This is a genomic window from Pseudomonas sp. WS 5078, from assembly GCF_012985745.1.
Lineage (GTDB): Bacteria > Pseudomonadota > Gammaproteobacteria > Pseudomonadales > Pseudomonadaceae > Aquipseudomonas > Aquipseudomonas lundensis_A.
The window spans coordinates 73,260-94,107 of record NZ_JAAQWX010000004.1 but is presented as its reverse complement, the minus strand read 5'-3'; the positions used below and the strand labels follow the sequence as shown (position 1 = coordinate 94,107).

Below are 20,848 nucleotides of genomic sequence, written 5' to 3'. Positions count from 1 at the left end.
TCCTCGCGCGCCGGTTTTTCGGCGCCGCGTTAAATAATTAGCTGATGGACAGGACGCGCGTCATGGCCTGATCGTCTTCTTTGGCGGTGTTCATCATCTTGATGTGCAGCTCGAACTGCTTGGCCAGGGCCAGCACCGAGGTCATTTCATCCACCGCGTTGACGTTGCTGGCTTCCAGAAAGCCCGACACCACACGCACGTTGGCATCCGCCACCGCTGGCTGACCGTCTTTGGTGTGGATCAAACCGTCGAGGCCCTTGGTCATGTTCTTCAGGTCGGGCTGCACCATCTTGATCCGGTCGACTTCAGCCATCACTCGCGGGCCTTCGCCCATGGCGCGGATGCTGATGGTGCCATCTTCCCCGACTTCGATCTGTTGCTGCGGCGGTACGGCAATCGGCCCGCCATTGCCCATGATCGGCATGCCGTTGCCGGCCCGCAAAATGCCCAGGGCATCGACGTTCATGCTCGCCGTGCGCACGTAGGCTTCGCTGCCGTCAGGCGCTTGCACGGCCAGCCAGCCATTGCCCTGCACCGCCACGTCCAGGTCACGCCCGGTTTCTACCAGTGCGCCGGGTGTGAAGTCCGTGGCCGGGCGTTCCGACAGTGCAAAGGCACGCGCCGGAAAGCTGTCGCCGAACACCGGCATCGAACGCGCCTGTTCAAGGTCACGTTGAAAACCGTTGGTTGAGATGTTCGCCAGATTGTTGGCATGCGCCTTCTGCGCCAGTGCGTTCTGGCTGGCGCCGGTCATTGCCACATAAAGGTACTTGTCCACAGTCTTTCCTCTGCCTGACGGACGCTTGCCGCCCACCGCTGTACTGCAGAGCTCTAAGCAATTTGCGCACCAACTTTTTTTTGACGGCGAAAAAGCCCGGTTTGATTGGGCCAGGAGGTAAACGACAGGAAAGTGAAGAGCACGATAAGACGTAAAAACGGCGCAAGGGTGCCGTTTGCGGCAAGGCGTCGCCCATGCGACACCGTGCCGGTGCAGCGATTACACGCCTGGCTCAGTCTTTGCCGGGTTTGAGGATGTCGTATTCGCGCAGTTTATTGGCGATGGTGGTGTGCGAAACACCCAGCCGCTTGCCGAGCAAACGGCTACTGGGGTGTTCGGAATACAGACGTTCCAACACCGTTTTCTCGAAACGGCCGACAATCTGATCCAACCCGCCCTCCATCGAAAACTCGCCCAGCGGCTGACGCACCCCGTAATCCGGCAAGCGAATGTGCTCAGCCTTGACCACGCCGCCATCACACAAAGACACGGCCTGAAACAGTACGTTTTCCAATTGGCGCACATTGCCCGGCCAGTGGTAATGACGCAGGCGGTCCATCGCAGCGGGCGCCAGGCGCGGCAACGCGCAGCCAATCTGACGGCTGGCCTGGTCCAGAAAATGCTCGACCAGCGGCTCAAGCCCGTCCAGGCATTCGCGCAAAGGCGGGATGTGCAGCGACAGCACGTTCAGGCGGTGATAAAGGTCCTGACGAAATTCACCTTTTGCGCACAGTTCCGACAAATCCACTTGGGTGGCGCACATCACCCGCACATCGAGGTAGACCTCTTCATCACTGCCCACCCGACGGAAGCAACCATCCTGCAAGAAACGCAGGAGTTTGACCTGCAACCGCGGGCTCATTTCGCCCACACCATCGAGAAACAACGTACCGCCTGCGGTCAGCTCCAACAGCCCGAGCTTGCCTTCGGCCCGTGCCCCCTCAAAAGCCCCGGGGCCGTAACCGAACAGCTCGGTTTCGGCCATGGACTCCGGCAATCCGGCGCAGTTGAGTGCCATCAACGGCGACTGCCCGCGCGGGCTGGCGAGATGGCAGGCGCGCGCCAGTAGCTCTTTGCCCGTACCGGTTTCGCCTTCTATTAATAGAGGGGCATCCAGAGGCGCCATGCGCCGCGCCTCACGCACCACCGCGGCCATCACTTTGGAACTCTGGAAAATACTGTCAAAGCCGCGCAGCTCTTGTTTGCGCACGTTGTAAATCTGCTCGCCCACGCGGTCGGCGCGGTGCAGGGTCAGGACGGCGCCGGCCATGGCCTCGCTGTCATCGCTTTCCAATTGCAGGGGCGCAATATCCGCCAGAAAGACGTGCCCCTTGATCTTGACCCGCAACCCGTTGATCCGCGACTTGTTGGCGCGCACCAGCTCCGGCAGGTCGAAATCTTCGGCGTAGCGCGACAGCGCGATGCCGGGCACCTCATCCACGCGTACCCCGAGCAACTGAGCCGCAGCGCGGTTGGCCGCCACAATGGAGCCGCCCATGTCGATGGACAAGACCGGAAACTCCAGCGCGCCGAGCAATGCATTGAGCTCCATGTGCCGACGCTCGCTGGGCATCAGCCCTACGCGCTTGACGCCAAAGACACCGGCGATGGTCTCGAACTTGGGGCGCAGCGCCTGAAACTGCAGGTTAATCAGGTTCGGGCAGTACAAGTAGATCGCATTGCCCTGGTCGCCGCCCACTTCACCGCGCTTGACGTTGATACCGTAGGCTACCAACAGGTTGAGGATGTCACGCAGTATGCCAATCCGGTTTTGGCAGTGAACTTTGATGCGCATGGCGGCAGGCTCGAATAGGTGGGCGAAGGGTCCAGGCAGCAGTGCGTTTGTGCGCTACCGGCGATTTCAACGTCACGTTTTTGTGACAGTTTGGCGTTAGATTGGCATAAGAAGCTCTGCCCGGAACCCAGCTCGTAACGAATAGTTTACGAATGCCGTGCATCATCCCAGCATTAACGGCTTTTCGCCAGCACCACTCTCGGGTCTTTTGGGGTATCACTAGGTCATCGCCACACACCGAATAATAAAAACGATTTCCTTGCGGAGAGCCCCATGAAGCAAACGAAATACGTCGCCCGCGAGCCTGATGCCGATGGCTTTATCGACTACACACCTGCCGAGCACGGGGTGTGGAACACGCTGATCACCCGCCAGTTGAAGCTGCTTGAAGGCCGTGCCTGCCCTGAGTACATGCAAGGCATCGACAAACTGGGCTTGCCCCACGACCGCATTCCGCAGTTGAGCGAGATCAACAAAGTCCTGGGTGAAACCACGGGGTGGCAGGTCGCACGCGTCCCGGCGCTGATCCCGTTTCAAACCTTCTTCGAATTGCTGGCCAATAAGCAGTTTCCGGTCGCGACATTTATTCGCACGCCTGAAGAGCTGGATTACCTGCAAGAGCCTGACATTTTTCACGAGATTTTCGGCCACTGCCCACTGCTGACCAACCCCTGGTTTGCAGAGTTCACCCACACCTACGGCAAGCTGGGTTTGCAAGCCACCAAGGAACAGCGCGTGTATTTGGCCCGCCTGTACTGGATGACCATTGAGTTCGGGCTGGTGGATACGCCTGAGGGCAAACGCATCTATGGCGGCGGTATTCTTTCATCGCCAAAAGAAACGGTTTACAGCCTGTCCTCAGAACCGGAACATCAGGCCTTCGACCCGCTGGAGGCGATGCGCACGCCTTACCGCATCGACATTTTGCAGCCGCTGTATTTTGTCTTGCCGGACTTGAAGCGACTGTTCGACCTCGCCCATGAAGACATCATGGGGCTGGTTGAAAAAGGCATGGCGCTGGGCCTGCATGCGCCCAAGTTTCCGCCTAAACCCAAGGCGGCGTGATCCGCCCCCTTTGCTTACTTTTTTGCACACATAAGAAAAACTGACTTCAGGAACACACCATGAACGCACTGAACCAAGCCCACTGCGAAGCCTGCCGCGCCGATGCTCCACAGGTCAGCGACGAAGAACTGCCGGTACTGATCAAACAGATCCCGGACTGGAACATCGAAGTTCGCGACGGCGTGATGCAACTGGAAAAGGTCTTTCTGTTCAAAAACTTCAAATTCGCCCTGGCATTCACCAACGCCGTCGGTGAAATTTCCGAAGCGGAAGGCCATCACCCGGGCCTGCTGACTGAGTGGGGCAAAGTGACCGTGACCTGGTGGAGCCACTCCATCAAGGGCTTGCACCGTAACGACTTCATCATGGCCGCGCGCACTGACGAAGTGGCTAAAACCGCCGAAGGCCGCAAATGAAGCACTTCGCGGCCATTGGCCGGGTACCGGGGGACCCGATTCTGGGCCTGATGGACGCCTACAATCAGGACACCAACCCGAACAAGTTCGATTTGGGCGTGGGCGTGTACAAGGATGCCAACGGGCTGACGCCGATTTTGAAATCGGTCAAACAGGCCGAACAGCGCCTGGTGGACCAGCAGCAGACCAAAACCTACATCGGCGGGCATGGCGACAGCCGTTTTGGCCAGTTGATCAGCGAACTGGTGCTGGGTGCCGATTCGCCACTTTTGAGCGCCAAACGCGCCGGCGCCACCCAAACCCCGGGTGGCACCGGTGCCTTGCGCTTGAGTGCCGACTTTATTGCTCAGTGCTTGCCGGGGCGTGGTATCTGGTTAAGCGACCCGACCTGGCCGATCCACGAAACCATTTTTGCCGCCGCCGGGTTGAAGATCAGCCACTACCCGTATGTGGGCAGTGACAACACGCTAAACGTGGCCGCGATGCTGGCGGCGCTGGAACAGGCACCCAAAGGTGACGTGGTGCTGTTGCACGCCTGCTGCCACAACCCGACCGGCTTCGATCTGTCGCAAGACGACTGGCATCAGGTACTGGACGTGGTGAAGCGTCGCGAGCTGTTGCCGCTGATCGATTTCGCCTATCAGGGCTTCGGTGATGGCCTTGAGCAAGACGCGTGGTCCACGCGCCTGTTTGCCCGTGAACTGCCTGAACTGCTGATCACAAGCTCCTGCTCGAAAAACTTCGGCCTGTACCGCGAACGTGTGGGTGCCTTGATCGTGTGCGCCAGTGACGCCGAGAAACTGACGGACATCCGCAGTCAACTGGCCTACCTGGCGCGCAACCTGTGGTCCAACCCGCCGGACCATGGCGCTGCGGTGGTGGCGACCATCCTGGGTGACGAGCAACTTAAAACCCTGTGGGCCGCTGAAGTAGAAGCCATGCGCAGCCGGATCGCGCAATTGCGCAGCGGTCTGGTGGAGGCACTGACGCCCTTTGGCCTGGCCGAGCATTTTGCTCATATCACTCAACAGCGCGGGATGTTTTCCTACACTGGCTTGAGCGCCGATCAAGTGCAATTGCTGCGCGACAAGCACAGCGTGTACATGGTCGGTTCTGGACGCGCCAACATGGCCGGGGTCGACGGCACGCGCCTGAACCTGCTGGCTAAAGCCATCGCACAGGTCTGCACGCACTGACGCGTTGAATCTGCCGGAGCGGGCACATTCGCTCCGGCAGCAACACGACAACCGCTACATGAAACGTTCGCCACAATCCCCCGCCAGACATAAAAAAAGACAAATTGTCACACCCGGTCATGTATCCTGTCCTAGCTTTTTAAAAGCGCGGAGTTACCCGGCGATTTAAAAACACACCTTGCGAGGAGCGCGACGATGCACGAAATCCCAAACCTCCCCTTCCCAAGCCTGCATGAAACTCAGCAGCCAACCCCGCAACACACCAGCGGCGAAAAAACCGCACTGGACGAGGCGCCTGAAAGCCTCAAGGCCGACAGCGAAGACTGACGGTTCGCACTCAGGCGGTGCGAAAAGCTTTCAGCTTTTCATACCGCCTGACACAATCGCCCCTCTTCTCTATTCCCCCGGACAACAGCGTGACTGACTCTTTCGACGACACACAGGCCAGCGTACTGATCGGCACAGCCGAGCAAATGATCGAGCTGTGGGACCGTCTTACCCCGGAAAAACAAGCCACCCTGCTCCAGCGTTTCGGCACGCAAGAAAACGCACTGGCCGCCCTGATCGCAACCCGACTGGTTGCACCGCTCTAACCCCGCAGGACCTGCCCCATGACCGAACAACGTCCACTGGCGATCACCCTGCAAGTGGTGTCCATCGTTCTGTTTACCTTCATTGGCTATTTGAATATCGGCATCCCGCTGGCCGTTCTGCCCGGCTACGTGCACAACCATTTGGGCTACGGCACGGTCATCGCCGGGCTGGTGATCAGCGTGCAGTATTTGGCCACCTTGCTCAGCCGCCCTTATGCCAGCCGCATCATCGACAACCTGGGCAGCAAACGCGCAGTGATGTATGGCCTGGCCGGGTGCGGGCTGAGCGGCGTCTTCATGCTGGTGTCCAGCGGGTTGTCGGCCATGCCTGCATTGAGCCTCACCAGCCTGCTGCTCGGCCGACTGGTATTGGGCAGCGCCGAAAGCCTGGTAGGCTCGGGTTCGATCGGCTGGGGCATCGGTCGCGTCGGTGCACAGAACACGGCCAAGGTCATTTCCTGGAACGGTATCGCCAGCTATGGCGCAATCGCCATCGGCGCGCCGCTGGGGGTAATGATGGTCAACCATTGGGGCATGTGGAGCATGGGCGCAAGCATCATCGCCTTGGCCACCCTGGGCCTGCTGCTGGCATGGCCAAAGCTGGCCGCGCCGATTGTCAGTGGCGTACGCCTGCCGTTCCTGCATGTGCTGGGCCGGGTGCTGCCCCATGGCACCGGGCTGGCACTGGGCTCCATCGGTTTTGGCACCATCGCCACGTTTATCACCCTGTACTACGCAACCCGCAACTGGGAAAACGCCGTCCTGTGCCTGAGCCTGTTTGGCGCCAGCTTTATCGGGGCGCGGCTGCTGTTTGGCAACATGATCAATCGCCTTGGCGGCTTCCGGGTAGCGATCGCCTGCCTGAGCGTCGAAACCGTGGGCTTGCTGCTGTTATGGCTGGCGCCAAACCCGCAACTGGCATTGGCCGGTGCGGCATTGAGCGGGTTTGGCTTTTCGCTGGTGTTCCCGGCCTTGGGGGTCGAGGCGGTGAACCTGGTGCCCGCTTCCAGCCGGGGCGCGGCCGTTGGGGCGTATTCGCTGTTCATTGACTTGTCACTGGGCATTACTGGCCCGCTGGTGGGCGCCGTGGCAGCCGGTTTCGGCTTTGCGTCGATCTTCCTGTTCGCCGCACTGGCCGCGTTCAGCGGGCTGATGCTGAGCCTGTATCTGTACCGACAGGCACGCAACCGCTAACCAGCGACGCCTAGAAATCCACTTTGCCGCGCCCGGCCTTGATCGTGCCGCGCTTGCTCTTGGACTCCAGCCGACGGGTTTTAGACCCCAACGTCGGCTTGGTCGGACGACGTTTTTTCTCCACCTTGGTTGCACTGACGATCAGCTCAAGCAAGCGTTCAAGGGCATCGGCGCGGTTTTGCTCCTGGGTACGGTATTGCTGCGCCTTGATGATGAGCACGCCCTCACTGGTAATCCGACTGTCACGCAGCGCCAGCAACCGCTCCTTGTAAAACGGCGGCAAGGACGAGTTGGGAATGTCGAAGCGCAGGTGCATGGCGCTTGAAACTTTGTTGACGTTCTGCCCGCCCGCACCCTGGGCGCGAATGGCCGTGAGTTCGATCTCGGCGTCAGGGATGTGGACGTTGTTGGAGATGACCAGCATTAAAAAGGGTCCTTTATCAGGGCCTGCAGGATACCCCACAAACGACAAACCCGGCGCAATGGCCGGGTTTGTCATGACGAACCGCTCAGCTTATTTGGCTGAACTGTAAGCCGCTGCCGAGGCGTGCACCTCGCGCTTGCTCTTGATCAGGTAGCAGACCCACATGAAGATCACCCACACCGGGATCGCGTAAACCGACACGCGGATGCCCGGGATCATCAGCATGATGACCAGAATGAACGCCACAAACGCCAGGCACACATAGTTGCCGTAGGGGTACCACAAGGCCTTGAACAACGGGGTTTGTGCCGTTTTGTTCATGTGCTGGCGGAACTTGACGTGGGAAAAGCTGATCATCGCCCAGTTGATGACCAAGGTAGCTACCACCAGCGACATCAGCAGTTCCAGTGCATCGTGAGGCATCAGGTAGTTGAGCAGCACCGCAATGACGGTCACGGCAGCCGAGGCCAGAATCGAGTTGACCGGCACGCCGCGCTTGTCGATTTTGGACAGCACTTTCGGTGCGTCACCTTGTTGAGCCATACCCAACAGCATGCGGCTGTTGCAGTACGTGCCGCTGTTGTACACCGACAATGCAGCGGTCAAGACCACAAAGTTGAGGATGTGTGCCGCGGTGTTGCTGCCCAGCATCGAGAACACTTGCACGAACGGGCTGCTGCTGTAGCTGTCGCCACCGGCGTTCAGGGTTTCAAGCAGCGAATCCCATGGCGTCAGGGACAACAGCACTACCAGGGCGCCGATGTAGAAAATCAGGATGCGGTAGATCACCTGATTGATCGCTTTCGGGATCACGGTGCGTGGTTTGTCGGCTTCAGCGGCGGTGAAACCGAGCATTTCGAGCCCCCCGAAAGAGAACATGATGAACGCCATGGCCATCACCAGGCCGGTCATGCCATTAGGGAAAAACCCGCCGTGTTCCCACAGGTTGCTGACCGACGCTTGCGGGCCGCCGCTGCCACTGACCAGCAAATAGCTGCCCAGAGCAATCATGCCGACAATGGCCACGACCTTGATGATGGCGAACCAGAATTCAGCCTCGCCAAAGACTTTGACGTTGGTCAGGTTGATGACGTTAATCAGCACGAAAAAAGCCGCCGCCGAGGCCCAGGTCGGGATCTCGGGCCACCAGTAGTGCACGTACTTACCGACCGCGGTCAGCTCTGACATACCTACCAGGATGTACAGCACCCAGCAGTTCCAGCCCGACATGAAGCCAGCGAAACCGCCCCAGTATTTATGTGCAAAGTGGCTGAAAGAGCCGGCAACCGGCTCTTCGACAATCATTTCGCCCAACTGGCGCATGATCATGAAGGCAATAAAGCCGCAGATCGCATAGCCCAGAATCATCGACGGGCCGGCCGATTTCAGCACACCGGCCGAGCCGAGGAACAGGCCTGTACCAATCGCGCCACCCAGGGCAATCAGTTGGATATGACGATTTTTCAGGCCGCGTTTAAGCTCGCCCGAATGCGAGGTTTGTCCACTCATTGAAAAGGGTCCCACACAAGGTTTGATGTCGTTCAGTGCGTTTTCGCTTGAGCACCGGCAGTGATCGAAGGGTCTACAACACAAATCAAACCCCAGCGCAGGCGCCAGGAATCCAAGGTTGTTTCACGAGTCATGCGTCACCTGTTTGTTTTTATCTGTGACGGAATCGGACCCGCAATGCTTATGGCATCGCGGAGTTTACAAGGCGGGTTTGCCTCGAGGTTTTGGCCAGTCAGCACATCGCTGAGCGGCGCAAAATGCGCGGGTACGCAATTGAGTCACAGGTAAAACGCCGCGCATTGTACACCTGCTCGAAGGCAAGATCCCATCACACCGCCGCTTGCAATACGAAACAAGCCGCAGATGAGTCCTCAAACGTCACAAATCTGTAAAACGCGGAACATTTCCTATACACAAAGTGATCATTTCGCGCGAACGCTCGATAAACGGCACAAAACGTCACGTTTACTTGACGACTCGTAAAGAAATATTTCCACTGTAAACGCCCCGTGGCACTGAGCGACCGATTGCCGCAGGTCTAATTCATTGATTTTGAATGAATAAACCAAACACTCAGTCAGCTGGCAGCGCCATTGTGCGCATCGGGTTTTTGAAACCCCCAAAAAAAAACGCCAGCCCGAAGGCTGGCGTTTCCTGAACGGCGTTAAACGCTTATTGCGGCTTGCGACGACCGAAGCCAGGGCGCTGACCCGAACCGGCCGGGGCGCCACGACGCTTGCCTGACGGCGCATCGTCAACCAGTTTTGGACCCTGGCGAGACGGCTTGGCAGGACGCTTGTTGACGTCGCTCGGGCGCTCGGCAACCGGCGCACCGCGGCCCGCAGGCACGCGATCAGTGCGGCCGGCTGGCTTGCGCGCAGGACGCGCAGCCTCATCACGGGCCGGACGACCCGGGCGCTCACCTTCGATGTGCGGCTGACGCGCTGGACGCGGGGCAGCAGGCTCACCGTTGGCAGGGCGCAAGGTGCGGGCAACACGGTCGGCACGGGCCACAGGACGCGACGACTTGCGCTGCATACGCTCAAGCTTGTCTTTGCTCTTGGCATTCATCTCAGGCATGGCAACCGGTGTGAGACCGACTTCAGCACTGAGGATGTCCACCTCGTACTGACTCATTTCACGCCAGCGACCCATCGGCAGGTCAGAGTTGAGGAACACCGGGCCGAAACGCACGCGTTTCAGGCGGCTGACCACCAACCCTTGGGATTCCCACAGACGACGCACTTCGCGGTTACGGCCTTCCATCACCACGCAGTGATACCAGTGGTTGAACCCTTCGCCACCCGGTGCCTGTTTGATGTCGGTAAAGCGCGCAGGGCCGTCTTCCAGCACCACGCCCGCCTTGAGGCGCTCGATCATCTCGTCATCCACTTCACCACGCACACGTACCGCGTATTCACGGTCCATTTCGTAGGAAGGGTGCATCAGGCGGTTGGCCAGCTCACCGTCAGTGGTGAACATCAGCAAACCGGTGGTGTTGATGTCGAGACGACCGATATTGATCCAGCGGCCTTCTTTCGGACGCGGCAATTTGTCGAACACGGTTGGACGGCCTTCCGGGTCGTCACGGGTGCAGATTTCGCCATCGGGCTTGTTGTACATGATCACGCGGCGCACCGATTCGGCAGCCTCTTCGCGCTTGATCACTTTGCCATCGATGGAAATGGCGTCATGCAGGTCAACGCGCAAACCCAGCGTTGCATCCTTGCCATTGACCTTGATCCGGCCCTGACTGATCCAGGCCTCTACGTCGCGACGCGAACCGACGCCAATACGGGCGAGGACCTTTTGCAGCTTCTCGCCTGCTGGGCCAATTTCCTGGTCGTCTTTAGGGGTTAAATCACTCATCTGGGCACCTCCCGGTGTGTCAATTCAGGCGGGCGCCTGAAGTGTTAAAAATAGGCCCTGGCACGCGACTGCGCGCCGAAGGGTCGCGAATCATACGCTGATCTTGCGCATTTCGCATCAAAGGCCGGGCGTGTTATGCCCGGTCTATTTCTTTTTCCGCCGGCCGGTGGCGCCAAGCGCAAGCAAACGCAGGTCAGCTTGCGCCAGCACCCCACGCTTTTCGTCTTTGTCGAGTTTCTTCCAGGCCTTGATTTCACGCTTGGTGCGCCCGCACCCGATACAGACGTCATCGGAGAACCTACAGACGCTGATGCAGGGGTCTTTGGTTGAACTCATCACCTGTGCTCCCGTTACGTGGGGTCGCTGAGAATGCGCGGTTAGCCGGATCACTCTTCGCGTTCAAGACGCTCCTGCTCGATGGCTTCGGCCAATGCCAGCGCTTCGGCGTCTTCGTCGCTCATGACAGGGGGCAACTCCAGTGCCGCCACCGCCGCCAGTAACTGGCTGCGTGCCTGCTCCGCATCACCTGGCGGCAGCGCGGGTTCGACTTCAGGTTCAACCGCCATGTCAGGCACAACCGCCTCTTTGACCAAGTCGTCACGCAGCAAGTCGTCAAAGTCGATTTTCAGACCTTCTTCCATGGAATCCAGTTCCGTCAACAGGGTGCGGAAACTGGTTTCGTCTTTCGGCTCTTCAGGCTCGGCGCTGGCATCCGCCAACGCCTGAATGTGCTCGGGCACAGGCGCATCGTCGAAATCGAGAATCGGGTCGGGCTCCAGTTCGCGCAATTGGGCCAGTGGCGGCAGGTCGTCGAGGTTTTTCAGGTTGAAGTGATCGAGAAATGCCTTGGTGGTGGCAAACATCGCAGGACGGCCCGGCACTTCGCGATAGCCCACCACGCGAATCCACTCACGTTCGAGCAAGGTTTTGACGATGTGGCTATTGACCGCCACGCCCCGCACATCTTCGATCTCGCCACGGGTGATGGGCTGTCGGTAAGCAATCAGCGCCATGGTTTCAAGCATCGCCCGGGAATAGCGCTGCGGGCGCTCTTCCCACAAACGCCCGACCCACGGCGAAAACGTGTCGCGGATTTGCAGGCGGTAGCCGGACGCTACTTCTTTAAGCTCAAAAGAGCGGCCCTGGCAGGATTTTCGCAGCAGCTCCAACGCTTTTTTAAACACGGGCGGCTCCGGACGCTCGCCTTCCTCAAACAGCTCGAACAAACGCTCAAGGCTTTGCGGCTTGCCCGAGGCCAACAGAAACGCCTCCAGCAACAGGGCCAGCTCGCGGGGATCAGTCAAATTCATGGTTTCAGCTCTTTATTCGGCTCGCGCCCGCACATGGATCGCCGCGTAGGGCTCGTTTTGCACCAACTCGATCAAGGATTCCTTGACCAGCTCAAGGATGGCCATAAACGTCACCACCACACCCAAACGCCCTTCTTGTGCCGTAAACAGTTCGACAAATGGCACAAAGCCACCGCCTTTCAGGCGTTCCAGCACATCGCTCATGCGCTCGCGGGTGGACAGGGCTTCGCGGCTGACCTGATGGCTTTCAAACATGTCGGTGCGCCGCAGCACCTCGGCCATCGACATCAACAACTCTTCAAGGGCCACGTCCGGCACCAGCTTGCGCGCCCGGGCTTCGGGGGCATCCAGTTTGGGCACAAACACGTCACGCCCTACCCGCTCAAGCTCGTCAATGCCTTGCGCCGCAGCTTTAAAACGCTCGTACTGCTGCAAGCGGCGAATCAGTTCGGCACGTGGGTCGCCCTCGTCTTCTTCAACCTCGGCTGAACGCGGTAACAGCATGCGCGATTTGATTTCGGCCAGCATGGCCGCCATCACCAAGTATTCGGCGGCCAACTCCAGACGCACGGTCTTCATCAGCTCGACATACCCCATGTACTGGCGAGTGATTTCCGCCACCGGGATGTCGAGGATGTCGATATTCTGTTTGCGGATCAGGTACAGCAGCAAGTCAAGCGGGCCTTCGAACGCGTCGAGAAACACCTCCAGCGCATCCGGGGGGATGTACAGGTCTTGCGGCATTTCAATGACGGCCTGGCCGTAGACCATGGCGAACGGCAACTCTTGCTGCGCATCGGCTTGCGGGTCTACAGGTTCAATCACTTCAACGTCAGACATCAGGCCTCGACCATAAAGGGCGTGGGATCACCGCAACCCACCCGTACCACCTGCGGTTCGTCATCCACCAGGCTGATTACGGTACTGGCTTTGTGCCCACCGAAACCGCCATCAATGATCAGGTCGACCTGTTTTTCCAGCCTGTCGCGGATCTCGTAGGGATCTTCCATCGGCTCGGTTTCACCCGGCAGGATCAGCGTGACACTCATCAGCGGCTCGCCCAGTTCAGCCAGCAGGGCCAAGGCCAGCGGATGGCTGGGCACGCGCATGCCGATGGTACGGCGCTTGGGATGCAACAGCAGGCGCGGCACTTCACGGGTGGCGTTGAGAATGAACGTATACGGGCCCGGCGTATGAACCTTAAGCAACCGGAACGTGCCGGTATCGACCTTGGCGAACAGGCCCAGTTGCGACAGGTCGCGGCACATCAAAGTGAAGTTGTGTTTGTCGTCCAGATTACGCAGGCGTTTGATGCGATCAATCGCATCCTTGTTGCCCATTTGGCAACCGACAGCGTAGGACGAATCGGTGGGATAAATCACCACACCGCCTTTTTTAATGATCTCGACCGCCTGTTTGATCAGACGCGGCTGAGGATTCTCCGGATGAATCTGGAAAAATTGACTCACGTTGTGTACCTGTTCAGACGTTGGCTGTGGACGGGTCCAATTTGAAACGAGACCACAGAGGCGGCAGGTCGTCCGGTAGCGGGCGGTATTCGCCGATCTCGGACCATCCTCCCGGGCCATGAAAATCGCTGCCGGCAGTCACCAGCAAACCGAACTCACGGGCCAGAATCGCCAGGCTGCCCACTTGATCGGCGGGTTGATAGCCATTGACCACCTCGATTGCGTGACCTCCCGCTTGAATATAGTCGCCAATCAGGCGCCGACGCTTGCTGCGAGTGAAATCGTAATGCGAAGGATGCGCCAGGCTGACCCAGGCCCCTGCTGCACGCAGGGTGCCCACGGTCTCTTCCAGCGTCGGCCAATGCTGCTTGACGTCGCCCAGCTTGCCGGCGCCCAGCCATTTGCGAAACGCTTCGGCGCGGTCCTTGACGTAGCCGGCCTCGACCAGAAAATCAGCGAAATGTGGACGCGCCGGGGCGTTACCGCTGTCACCCAGCGCAGCCTGAATGGCCCGCGCGCCTTCGAGTGCGCCGGGCATGCCTTTAAGGGCAAGCTTGCGGCTGATTTCTTCGGCCCTTAGCCAGCGACCATCATGCAACGCCGCAATGGCCTGGACCAACGCCGGGGCCTGAACGTCAAAACCGTAACCCAATATATGAATCGTGGCGCCGCCCCAGGTACAGGACAATTCAACGCCGTTCACCAGTTGCATGTTCAGCGCCTGAGCCGCTGTGCGAGCCTCATCAAGGCCTTCAAGTGTGTCGTGATCGGTCAGGGCCAGGACTCGCACACCTTTCTCGAACGCACGCGCCACCAGAACCGCAGGCGCCAACGCGCCGTCCGACGCTGTGCTATGGCAATGCAAGTCAATTTCCACGGGGATTTAATAACCTCTAGCTGACGCTTTCGCTGTCATTGATGTTTGTTATTATGCCGCCACATCCTGCTTCTGGCTGCCACTGTGAAACAATTCATCGACTTCATCCCGCTGCTACTGTTTTTCATCGTCTACAAAATCGAGCCACGCGCCGTCGACATTGCAGGCCATAGCCTGACCTTCGGGGGCATTTTCAGCGCGACCGCCATGCTGATCATCAGCTCACTGGTGGTGTACGGCATTCTGTTTTTCAAACAACGCAAACTTGAAAAAAGCCAATGGCTGACGCTAATTGCCTGCCTGGTATTCGGCAGCCTGACGCTTGCGTTCCACAGCGAGACCTTCCTCAAGTGGAAAGCCCCGGTGGTGAACTGGCTGTTTGCGCTGGTGTTTGCCGGTAGCCACTTTATCGGTAACACACTGCTGATCAAACGCGTCATGGGCCACGCCCTGAGCCTGCCGGATGCCGTGTGGACACGCCTGAACCTGGCGTGGATCGCCTTTTTTGTGTTCTGCGGTGCCGCCAACCTGTTTGTGGCGTTCACTTTCCAGAGCATCTGGGTCGACTTCAAAGTCTTCGGCAGCCTCGGCATGACCGTGCTGTTCCTGGTGGGCCAGGGCATTTACCTGTCGCGCCACCTGCATGATTCCGACACTCCAACCTCCAAAACCGAGGATTGACATGCTCTACGCAATCATTGCCACTGATGTCGACAACTCGCTTGAAGCACGTCTGGCCGCACGCCCGGCGCACCTTGAGCGCTTGCAGCAACTCAAACAGGAAGGCCGAGTGGTCCTGGCTGGTCCGCACCCGGCCATCGACAGCAATGACCCGGGCCCGGCCGGTTTCAGCGGCAGCCTGATTGTCGCGGAGTTCGACTCGCTCAGCGCTGCGCAAGCATGGGCCGACGCCGATCCGTACGTGGCTGCCGGCGTGTATGCCCACGTGACCGTCAAGCCGTTCAAGCAAGTTCTGCCCTGAGCCCACGGCGCAGCGTGACCGCACCTGCGGTTCGCTGCGCTGTTGGCCTCATTCTTTCCGATCAGCGGCCGACAACCTCTCCGAATCCCGCCAGGAATGAGGAGTTGCGATGCGCCAAGGTTTGCTGTGTGTGCTGTTGATCATGTTATCGCTGGGCCATCTCGCCCATGCTGAAGACGCTCCCGCCCCCGATACTTCCGTGCCGCTTTCATTGAGCGCCGGTGCGCGCATCACTGACTTGCAGCAGCGCCTGGCCGACAGTGAACGCCTGCGCGGTGAACTGACTCAGGCCCTGAAAAACGCCGACACCCCGCGCGAAAGCAGCCAGCTCGCACAACTGCGCAAGGAAAACCAGCAACTCAAGCAGCAGCTCGAAAAAAACGGTTCCAGCCCGGGTTTTAATCTGCTGACTGATTCACAACAGTGGTTTGTGATTGGTGGCGCAGTTGCCCTATTGGCCCTACTCTGCGGTATCTTCGCCGGCGGCGGACGTAAACAGCGTCGGCAATGGCTATAAATAGAGTGAGTCATGAGCGACCTGTTACTGATAGATGATGACCAGGAGTTGTGTGAACTCCTGACCAGTTGGCTGAGCCAGGAAGGCTTTCATGTGCGCGCCTGCCACGATGGTTTGAGCGCACGCAAGGCATTGAGCGAATCAAGCCCCGACGCCGTAGTTCTGGATGTGATGCTGCCCGACGGCAGCGGCCTGGAACTGCTTAAGCAATTGCGTAACGACCACCCGGAGCTGCCGGTGCTGATGCTCTCGGCCCGGGGCGAGCCGCTGGACCGCATTCTGGGGCTGGAGCTGGGGGCCGATGATTACCTGGCCAAGCCTTGCGACCCGCGGGAGCTGACCGCGCGCCTGCGTGCCGTGCTGCGACGCAGCCACCCGGCGCCCGCGTCAAGCCAGATGGAGCTGGGCGACCTGTGCTTCAGCCCCATGCGCGGCGTGGTCACCCTCAATCAACATGACATCACCCTCACTGTCTCCGAAAGCCGCATCCTCGAAGCGCTGCTGCGCCAACCGGGCGAGCCGCTTGACAAGCAGGAACTGGCGCAACTGGCGCTGGGCCGCAAACTGACATTGTATGACCGCAGCCTGGACATGCATGTCAGCAACCTGCGCAAGAAGATCGGCCCTCATCCGGACGGTCGCCCGCGCATTGTGGCACTGCGCAGCCGCGGGTATTTCTATAGCGCTTGATGCGCGTGTGTAAACCCGAGGCAAACCCCTCTTTACTCAAGCTTTACGCTTGGCTGACAGCGCTTGACCTTGATGTCCCTAAACTGAGCGCATCCGGATTCACCGGAACGTACTAAAAGGAGACACACCATGCGTAAGACGCTTATTGCTTTGATGTTTGCTGCAGCTCTGCCAACCGTCGCAATGGCCATGCCGGGTAGCGAAGGCCCAATGGGTCCACGTCACGGCAGTGAACACCATGGTCGCGGCGACGCACCTTACAGCCAACTGGACTTGACCCGCGAACAGCGCCAGCAAATCGGCAAGCTGATGGGCGAGCAAATGCACGAACGCAAACAGTTGGTCGACAAGTACCTGGAAAAACTGCCAGCCGCTGATCAAAAAGCGCTGAAAGACGAAATCGCAGCCAAGCACGAAAAAACCCAGAAGGACATTCGTGCCCTGCTCAAGCCTGAACAGCAAAAGCGCTTCGACGAAATGCAAAAGCAGCGCGCCGAACGTAAAGCTGAATGGAAAGAGTTCAAAGACTGGAAAGCACAGCAAACTCAAAAAGCGCAATAATCCGCGCACATGCCAAGCCCAACGGCCTCCCAGCCGTTGGGCTTTGCGCGTTTCACTCACGTCATGATGAGGACCTACCGTGCGATCACTGTTTTGGCGCATTCTGGCCAGCTTTTGGCTGGCGATAGCCTTGGTCGCCGGGCTGTCACTCTTGCTGGGGCACATGCTCAACCAGGACGCGTGGATTCTGAGCCGTCACCCCGGCATCTCGAATCTGGCGCAAGAATGGACCCAGCGCTATGAAACCCAGGGCGCAGACGCAGCCCAGGAATTCCTTGAGCGGCGCAAGCGCCGTTATCACATTGATGTGCAGGTGCTCAACGAAAGCGGCGACCCTGTGGTGCGCGGCACCTTCCCACGCCGGGCGGCTGCCTGGGAGGCCCGCCAGCATCCGGGTGAAGACCCGTTGCCATGGCGCCGCCTGACCGTCGAGTACACCAGCCCGCAAACAGCCGACACGTACCTGCTGATCTACCGCATCCCGCACCCAGAACTGGACGCCTGGCACCGTCAAAGCCTGATCTGGCCACTGAGTGCGCTGGGCATAGCGCTGGTGGTGCTGACCCTCTTCAGCTTGCTGGTGACCTTGTCTATCACCCGCCCGCTCAGCCGCTTGCGCGTGGCCGTGCATGACCTGGGACAAACCACCTACCAGCAGAACAGCCTGGCGCGGCTGGCCTCGCGGCGCGACGAGTTTGGTGTCCTGGCCACCGACTTCAACCGTATGGGCGCGCGCCTGCAAAGCTTGATCAGCAGCCAGCGTCAACTGCTGCGCGACGTGTCCCACGAGTTGCGCTCACCCTTGGCGCGTCTGCGCATCGCATTAGCGCTGGCTGAACGCGCAGGCCCCGAAGAACGCGAAAAGCTATGGCCGCGCCTGACCCGCGAATGTGACCGGCTGGAATCTTTGATCAGTGAAATTCTGGCGCTGGCCCGCGTAGACGCCGACCAGGCCAGCGCCGAGCACGTTGACCTCAACCCGTTGCTCAATAACCTGCAAAAAGACGCGGCCCTGAGCGCACCGGAGCAAAGGATTCAGCTGGAGGCCGAGCCGGGGCTGAGCCTGACGGGCTGGCCCACTATGATTGAGCGTGCCGTGGATAATCTGCTGCGTAACGCGCAGCGCTTCAACCCACCGGGCCAGCCGATTGAGTTGAGGGCATTTAGTAAAGGCGAGCACATCAACGTTAGCGTGCGCGATCACGGCCCGGGGGTGGCACCCGAGCACCTGGCTCAACTGGGCGAGCCGTTCTTTCGCGCGCCCGGTCAGACGGCCGCAGGCCATGGTCTTGGACTGGCCATCGCCCGGCGCGCGGCTGAACGGCATGGCGGAAGGCTGATCGTGGCCAACCATCCCGAAGGCGGGTTCATCGCCACGCTGGAGTTGCCGCTGACACCCGACGGCAACCTGTGAAGCAGCCCCGCGCAGCCGGTCAGCGCGGGCGGGTGGCGATCAGTTGGCCGCCGACCACACCTGTACAAATTCAGCAGTATCGACCTTGGGCGCATCGCGCATTTCTTTGAGCGGTGTGCCGAGGTACAGGAACGCGATGATTTCTTCGCCTTCTTGCAACCCTAAAGCGGCCGTGACCAACGGTGCATGGGACAACTCGCCCGTGCGCCACACAGCGCCAACGCCTTGGGCATAAGCCGCCAGTTCAATGGCGTGCGCCGCACAGCCAGCAGTAATCAACTGCTCGGTTTTGGGCACTTTGACGTGATCCTGCAAGCGCGCAATCACCACCACCACCAACGGTGCGCGCAGGGGCATGGCACGCGCCTTGTCCAACGCAGCCTCCGTCACCTCGCCACCCTGGGCCTGCACGGCCTGCGCCAGGACTTCACCCAAACGGTTGCGCGCATCGCCTTCGATGCTCAAAAACCGATATGGGCGCAATTGCCCGTGATCCGGCGCGCGCAGGGCGGCCGCAAACAGTACCTCACGTTGCTCGGCCGTGGGCGCCGGTTCAACCAGACGCGGGGCAGAAACACGATTGAGCAAAGCGTCGAGAGCCTCCATTGGCCACCTCCTGAAGAAAATGTGCGGCTATTCTAACGGTATCTCCTCAATGTCTGGCGGTTTACATAGCCGGGCCCACAGGTAGAATGGCGCCCCTCTTTCATGCCCGAGCTGACTTCATGGCGTTGCCGACTCTACGCATCATTGGTTTTGTAATCGGCATCTTCCTGATTACGTTGGCAATCAGCATGGCCGTGCCCATGCTCACCCTGGTGATTTACGACCATATGGGCGATCTGCCGTCCTTTCTGTGGGCCAGCCTGATCACCTTCATCGCCGGCCTGGCACTGGTGCTTCCGGGCCGCCCCGAGCAAGTACACCTGCGCCCCCGTGACATGTACCTGCTGACCGTGTCGAGCTGGCTCATCGTGTGCATCTTTGCTGCGCTGCCGTTTTTGCTCACCCAGCACATCAGTTACACCGACTCGTTTTTCGAAAGCATGTCCGGCATCACCGCCACCGGCTCCACTGTCTTGAGCGGGCTGGACACCATGTCCCCCGGCATCCTGATGTGGCGCTCCATGCTGCACTGGCTCGGTGGTATCGGCTTTATCGGCATGGCGGTGGCGATCCTGCCGCTGCTGCGCATCGGTGGCATGCGCCTGTTCCAGACCGAATCCTCTGACCGTTCCGAAAAAGTCATGCCGCGCTCACACATGGTTGCGCGCCTTATTGTTGCGACCTACGTCGGTATTACGATCCTCGGCAGCCTCGCATTCTGGTGGGCCGGGATGAGCGTGTTCGATTCGATCAACCATGCCATGTCAGCCATTTCCACCGGCGGGTTCTCGACCTCCGACCAGTCGCTGGCCAAATGGTCGCAACCGGCGGTGCACTGGGTGGCCATCGGCGTCATGATCATGGGCAGCATGCCCTTCACACTCTACGTCGCCACCCTGCGCGGCCATCGCAAAGCCTTGATCAAGGACCAGCAGGTGCAAGGCTTGCTGGGCCTGCTGCTGGTGACCTGGCTGGTACTGAGCGCATGGTTGTGGTGGACCACCGACATGCCCTGGTGGGACGCCTTCCGCCACGTTGCGCTGAACGTAACGTCAGTGGTCACCACCACCGGTTTTGCGCTGGGCGACTACAGCTTGTGGGGCAACTTCTCACTGATGCTGTTTTTCTACCTGGGCTTCATCGGCGGCTGTTCCGGCTCGACGGCGGGCGGCATCAAGATTTTCCGCTTTCAGGTTGCGTACATCCTGCTCAAGGCCAACCTTAATCAGTTGATTCACCCGCGCGCCGTTATCAAACAGAAATACAACGGCCATCGGCTCGACGAAGAAATCGTGCGTTCGATTTTGACGTTTTCATTCTTCTTTGCCATCACTATCTGCGTGATTGCACTGGCGCTGTCGCTGCTGGGGCTGGACTGGATGACGGCGTTGACCGGCGCGGCCAGTACGGTGTCCGGCGTGGGTCCCGGGCTGGGCGAAATCATTGGCCCGTCCGGCAACTTCGCCAGTCTGCCGGATGCGGCCAAGTGGATCCTGTCGTTGGGCATGCTGCTCGGGCGGTTGGAGATCATCACCGTGTTCGTGCTGTGCATCCCGGCATTTTGGCGGCACTGACCGGAGGTC

The 20,848-nt window shown here is 59.5% G+C and carries 24 protein-coding genes; 13 read left to right on the top strand and 11 right to left on the bottom strand.

Features of this window, described 5'->3' with window-relative positions; all coding sequences use genetic code 11:
* Window positions 1–37: 37 nt before the first annotated feature.
* Window positions 38–778, bottom strand: coding sequence for a flagellar basal body rod protein FlgF (locus HBN68_RS07585; protein WP_047275987.1), 741 nt, complete (start codon window positions 776–778; stop codon window positions 38–40).
* Window positions 779–1,010: 232 nt separating this feature from the next.
* Complete coding sequence (locus HBN68_RS07580) at window positions 1,011–2,573, bottom strand: sigma-54-dependent transcriptional regulator (RefSeq protein WP_094992301.1); 1,563 nt, start codon at window positions 2,571–2,573, stop codon at window positions 1,011–1,013.
* A gap of 273 nt (window positions 2,574–2,846) precedes the next feature.
* Between HBN68_RS07580 and phhA the strand changes: the two genes are divergently transcribed.
* From phhA to HBN68_RS07555, 6 genes are all read left to right on the top strand, one after another.
* Window positions 2,847–3,638: a phenylalanine 4-monooxygenase gene (gene phhA, locus HBN68_RS07575; protein WP_094992302.1), complete on the top strand. Its 792-nt coding sequence runs from the start codon at window positions 2,847–2,849 to the stop codon at window positions 3,636–3,638.
* Window positions 3,639–3,697: 59 nt separating this feature from the next.
* The gene (locus HBN68_RS07570) at window positions 3,698–4,054 is read left to right on the top strand and encodes a 4a-hydroxytetrahydrobiopterin dehydratase (protein WP_094992303.1); all 357 of its coding nucleotides are present in this window, start codon (window positions 3,698–3,700) and stop codon (window positions 4,052–4,054) included.
* Window positions 4,051–5,250, top strand: coding sequence for an amino acid aminotransferase (locus HBN68_RS07565; protein WP_169963532.1), 1,200 nt, complete (start codon window positions 4,051–4,053; stop codon window positions 5,248–5,250). Before HBN68_RS07570 ends, HBN68_RS07565 begins: the two co-directional genes overlap by 4 nt.
* A 195-nt stretch (window positions 5,251–5,445) precedes the next feature.
* Complete coding sequence (locus HBN68_RS22135) at window positions 5,446–5,577, top strand: hypothetical protein (RefSeq protein ID WP_262373482.1); 132 nt, start codon at window positions 5,446–5,448, stop codon at window positions 5,575–5,577.
* 89 nt (window positions 5,578–5,666) lie between these two features.
* The gene (locus HBN68_RS07560) at window positions 5,667–5,843 is read left to right on the top strand and encodes a hypothetical protein (RefSeq protein WP_094992305.1); all 177 of its coding nucleotides are present in this window, start codon (window positions 5,667–5,669) and stop codon (window positions 5,841–5,843) included.
* Window positions 5,844–5,861: 18 nt separating this feature from the next.
* Window positions 5,862–7,037, top strand: a complete 1,176-nt coding sequence (locus HBN68_RS07555) for an MFS transporter (protein ID WP_169963534.1) — start codon at window positions 5,862–5,864, stop codon at window positions 7,035–7,037.
* Window positions 7,038–7,047: 10 nt separating this feature from the next.
* Here the strand turns inward: HBN68_RS07555 and arfB are convergent, their stop codons facing one another.
* The 8 genes from arfB to HBN68_RS07515 all read right to left on the bottom strand — a co-directional run bounded on the left by arfB (window position 7,048) and on the right by HBN68_RS07515 (window position 14,495).
* Window positions 7,048–7,461: an alternative ribosome rescue aminoacyl-tRNA hydrolase ArfB gene (gene arfB / locus HBN68_RS07550; RefSeq protein ID WP_094992307.1), complete on the bottom strand. Its 414-nt coding sequence runs from the start codon at window positions 7,459–7,461 to the stop codon at window positions 7,048–7,050.
* A gap of 90 nt (window positions 7,462–7,551) precedes the next feature.
* Entirely contained in the window at window positions 7,552–8,970 is a 1,419-nt protein-coding gene (locus HBN68_RS07545; RefSeq protein ID WP_094992308.1) for an amino acid permease, read from the bottom strand.
* Between the two features lie 672 nt (window positions 8,971–9,642).
* Window positions 9,643–10,839, bottom strand: coding sequence for a 23S rRNA pseudouridine(2605) synthase RluB (rluB, locus tag HBN68_RS07540; protein WP_169963536.1), 1,197 nt, complete (start codon window positions 10,837–10,839; stop codon window positions 9,643–9,645).
* Between the two features lie 144 nt (window positions 10,840–10,983).
* The gene (locus HBN68_RS07535; protein ID WP_169963538.1) at window positions 10,984–11,175 is read right to left on the bottom strand and encodes a DUF1289 domain-containing protein; all 192 of its coding nucleotides are present in this window, start codon (window positions 11,173–11,175) and stop codon (window positions 10,984–10,986) included.
* A gap of 50 nt (window positions 11,176–11,225) precedes the next feature.
* Window positions 11,226–12,149 (bottom strand): SMC-Scp complex subunit ScpB, encoded by a 924-nt coding sequence (scpB, locus tag HBN68_RS07530; RefSeq protein ID WP_169963540.1) that lies wholly within the window; start codon window positions 12,147–12,149, stop codon window positions 11,226–11,228.
* Window positions 12,150–12,161: 12 nt separating this feature from the next.
* On the bottom strand, window positions 12,162–12,860 hold the full coding sequence (locus HBN68_RS07525) for a ScpA family protein (RefSeq protein ID WP_169963634.1): 699 nt from the start codon (window positions 12,858–12,860) through the stop codon (window positions 12,162–12,164).
* A 128-nt stretch (window positions 12,861–12,988) separates the two neighbouring features.
* On the bottom strand, window positions 12,989–13,618 hold the full coding sequence (locus HBN68_RS07520; protein WP_094992313.1) for an L-threonylcarbamoyladenylate synthase: 630 nt from the start codon (window positions 13,616–13,618) through the stop codon (window positions 12,989–12,991).
* 13 nt (window positions 13,619–13,631) lie between these two features.
* A complete protein-coding gene (locus tag HBN68_RS07515) occupies window positions 13,632–14,495 on the bottom strand; it encodes a PHP domain-containing protein (protein WP_169963542.1) in 864 nt (287 codons plus the stop codon).
* A gap of 84 nt (window positions 14,496–14,579) precedes the next feature.
* Here HBN68_RS07515 and HBN68_RS07510 point away from each other — a divergent pair, with 84 nt between their 5' ends.
* From HBN68_RS07510 to HBN68_RS07485, 6 genes are all read left to right on the top strand, one after another.
* The gene (locus HBN68_RS07510; RefSeq protein WP_094992315.1) at window positions 14,580–15,176 is read left to right on the top strand and encodes a septation protein A; all 597 of its coding nucleotides are present in this window, start codon (window positions 14,580–14,582) and stop codon (window positions 15,174–15,176) included.
* Window position 15,177: 1 nt separating this feature from the next.
* Complete coding sequence (locus HBN68_RS07505) at window positions 15,178–15,477, top strand: YciI family protein (RefSeq protein ID WP_094992316.1); 300 nt, start codon at window positions 15,178–15,180, stop codon at window positions 15,475–15,477.
* A 109-nt stretch (window positions 15,478–15,586) separates the two neighbouring features.
* Window positions 15,587–15,994 (top strand): translation initiation factor 2, encoded by a 408-nt coding sequence (locus HBN68_RS07500; RefSeq protein ID WP_169963546.1) that lies wholly within the window; start codon window positions 15,587–15,589, stop codon window positions 15,992–15,994.
* A 12-nt stretch (window positions 15,995–16,006) separates the two neighbouring features.
* Window positions 16,007–16,684, top strand: coding sequence for a response regulator transcription factor (locus tag HBN68_RS07495; protein WP_094992318.1), 678 nt, complete (start codon window positions 16,007–16,009; stop codon window positions 16,682–16,684).
* Window positions 16,685–16,813: 129 nt separating this feature from the next.
* Window positions 16,814–17,245, top strand: coding sequence for a Spy/CpxP family protein refolding chaperone (locus tag HBN68_RS07490; protein WP_094992319.1), 432 nt, complete (start codon window positions 16,814–16,816; stop codon window positions 17,243–17,245).
* Window positions 17,246–17,324: 79 nt separating this feature from the next.
* The gene (locus tag HBN68_RS07485) at window positions 17,325–18,659 is read left to right on the top strand and encodes a HAMP domain-containing sensor histidine kinase (RefSeq protein ID WP_169963549.1); all 1,335 of its coding nucleotides are present in this window, start codon (window positions 17,325–17,327) and stop codon (window positions 18,657–18,659) included.
* 39 nt (window positions 18,660–18,698) lie between these two features.
* On the opposite strand, the gene HBN68_RS07480 is transcribed toward HBN68_RS07485, so the two are convergent.
* Entirely contained in the window at window positions 18,699–19,265 is a 567-nt protein-coding gene (locus HBN68_RS07480) for an NAD(P)H nitroreductase (protein WP_169963551.1), read from the bottom strand.
* A gap of 119 nt (window positions 19,266–19,384) precedes the next feature.
* Here HBN68_RS07480 and HBN68_RS07475 point away from each other — a divergent pair, with 119 nt between their 5' ends.
* Entirely contained in the window at window positions 19,385–20,839 is a 1,455-nt protein-coding gene (locus HBN68_RS07475; protein WP_094992389.1) for a TrkH family potassium uptake protein, read from the top strand.
* Window positions 20,840–20,848 lie beyond the last annotated feature (9 nt).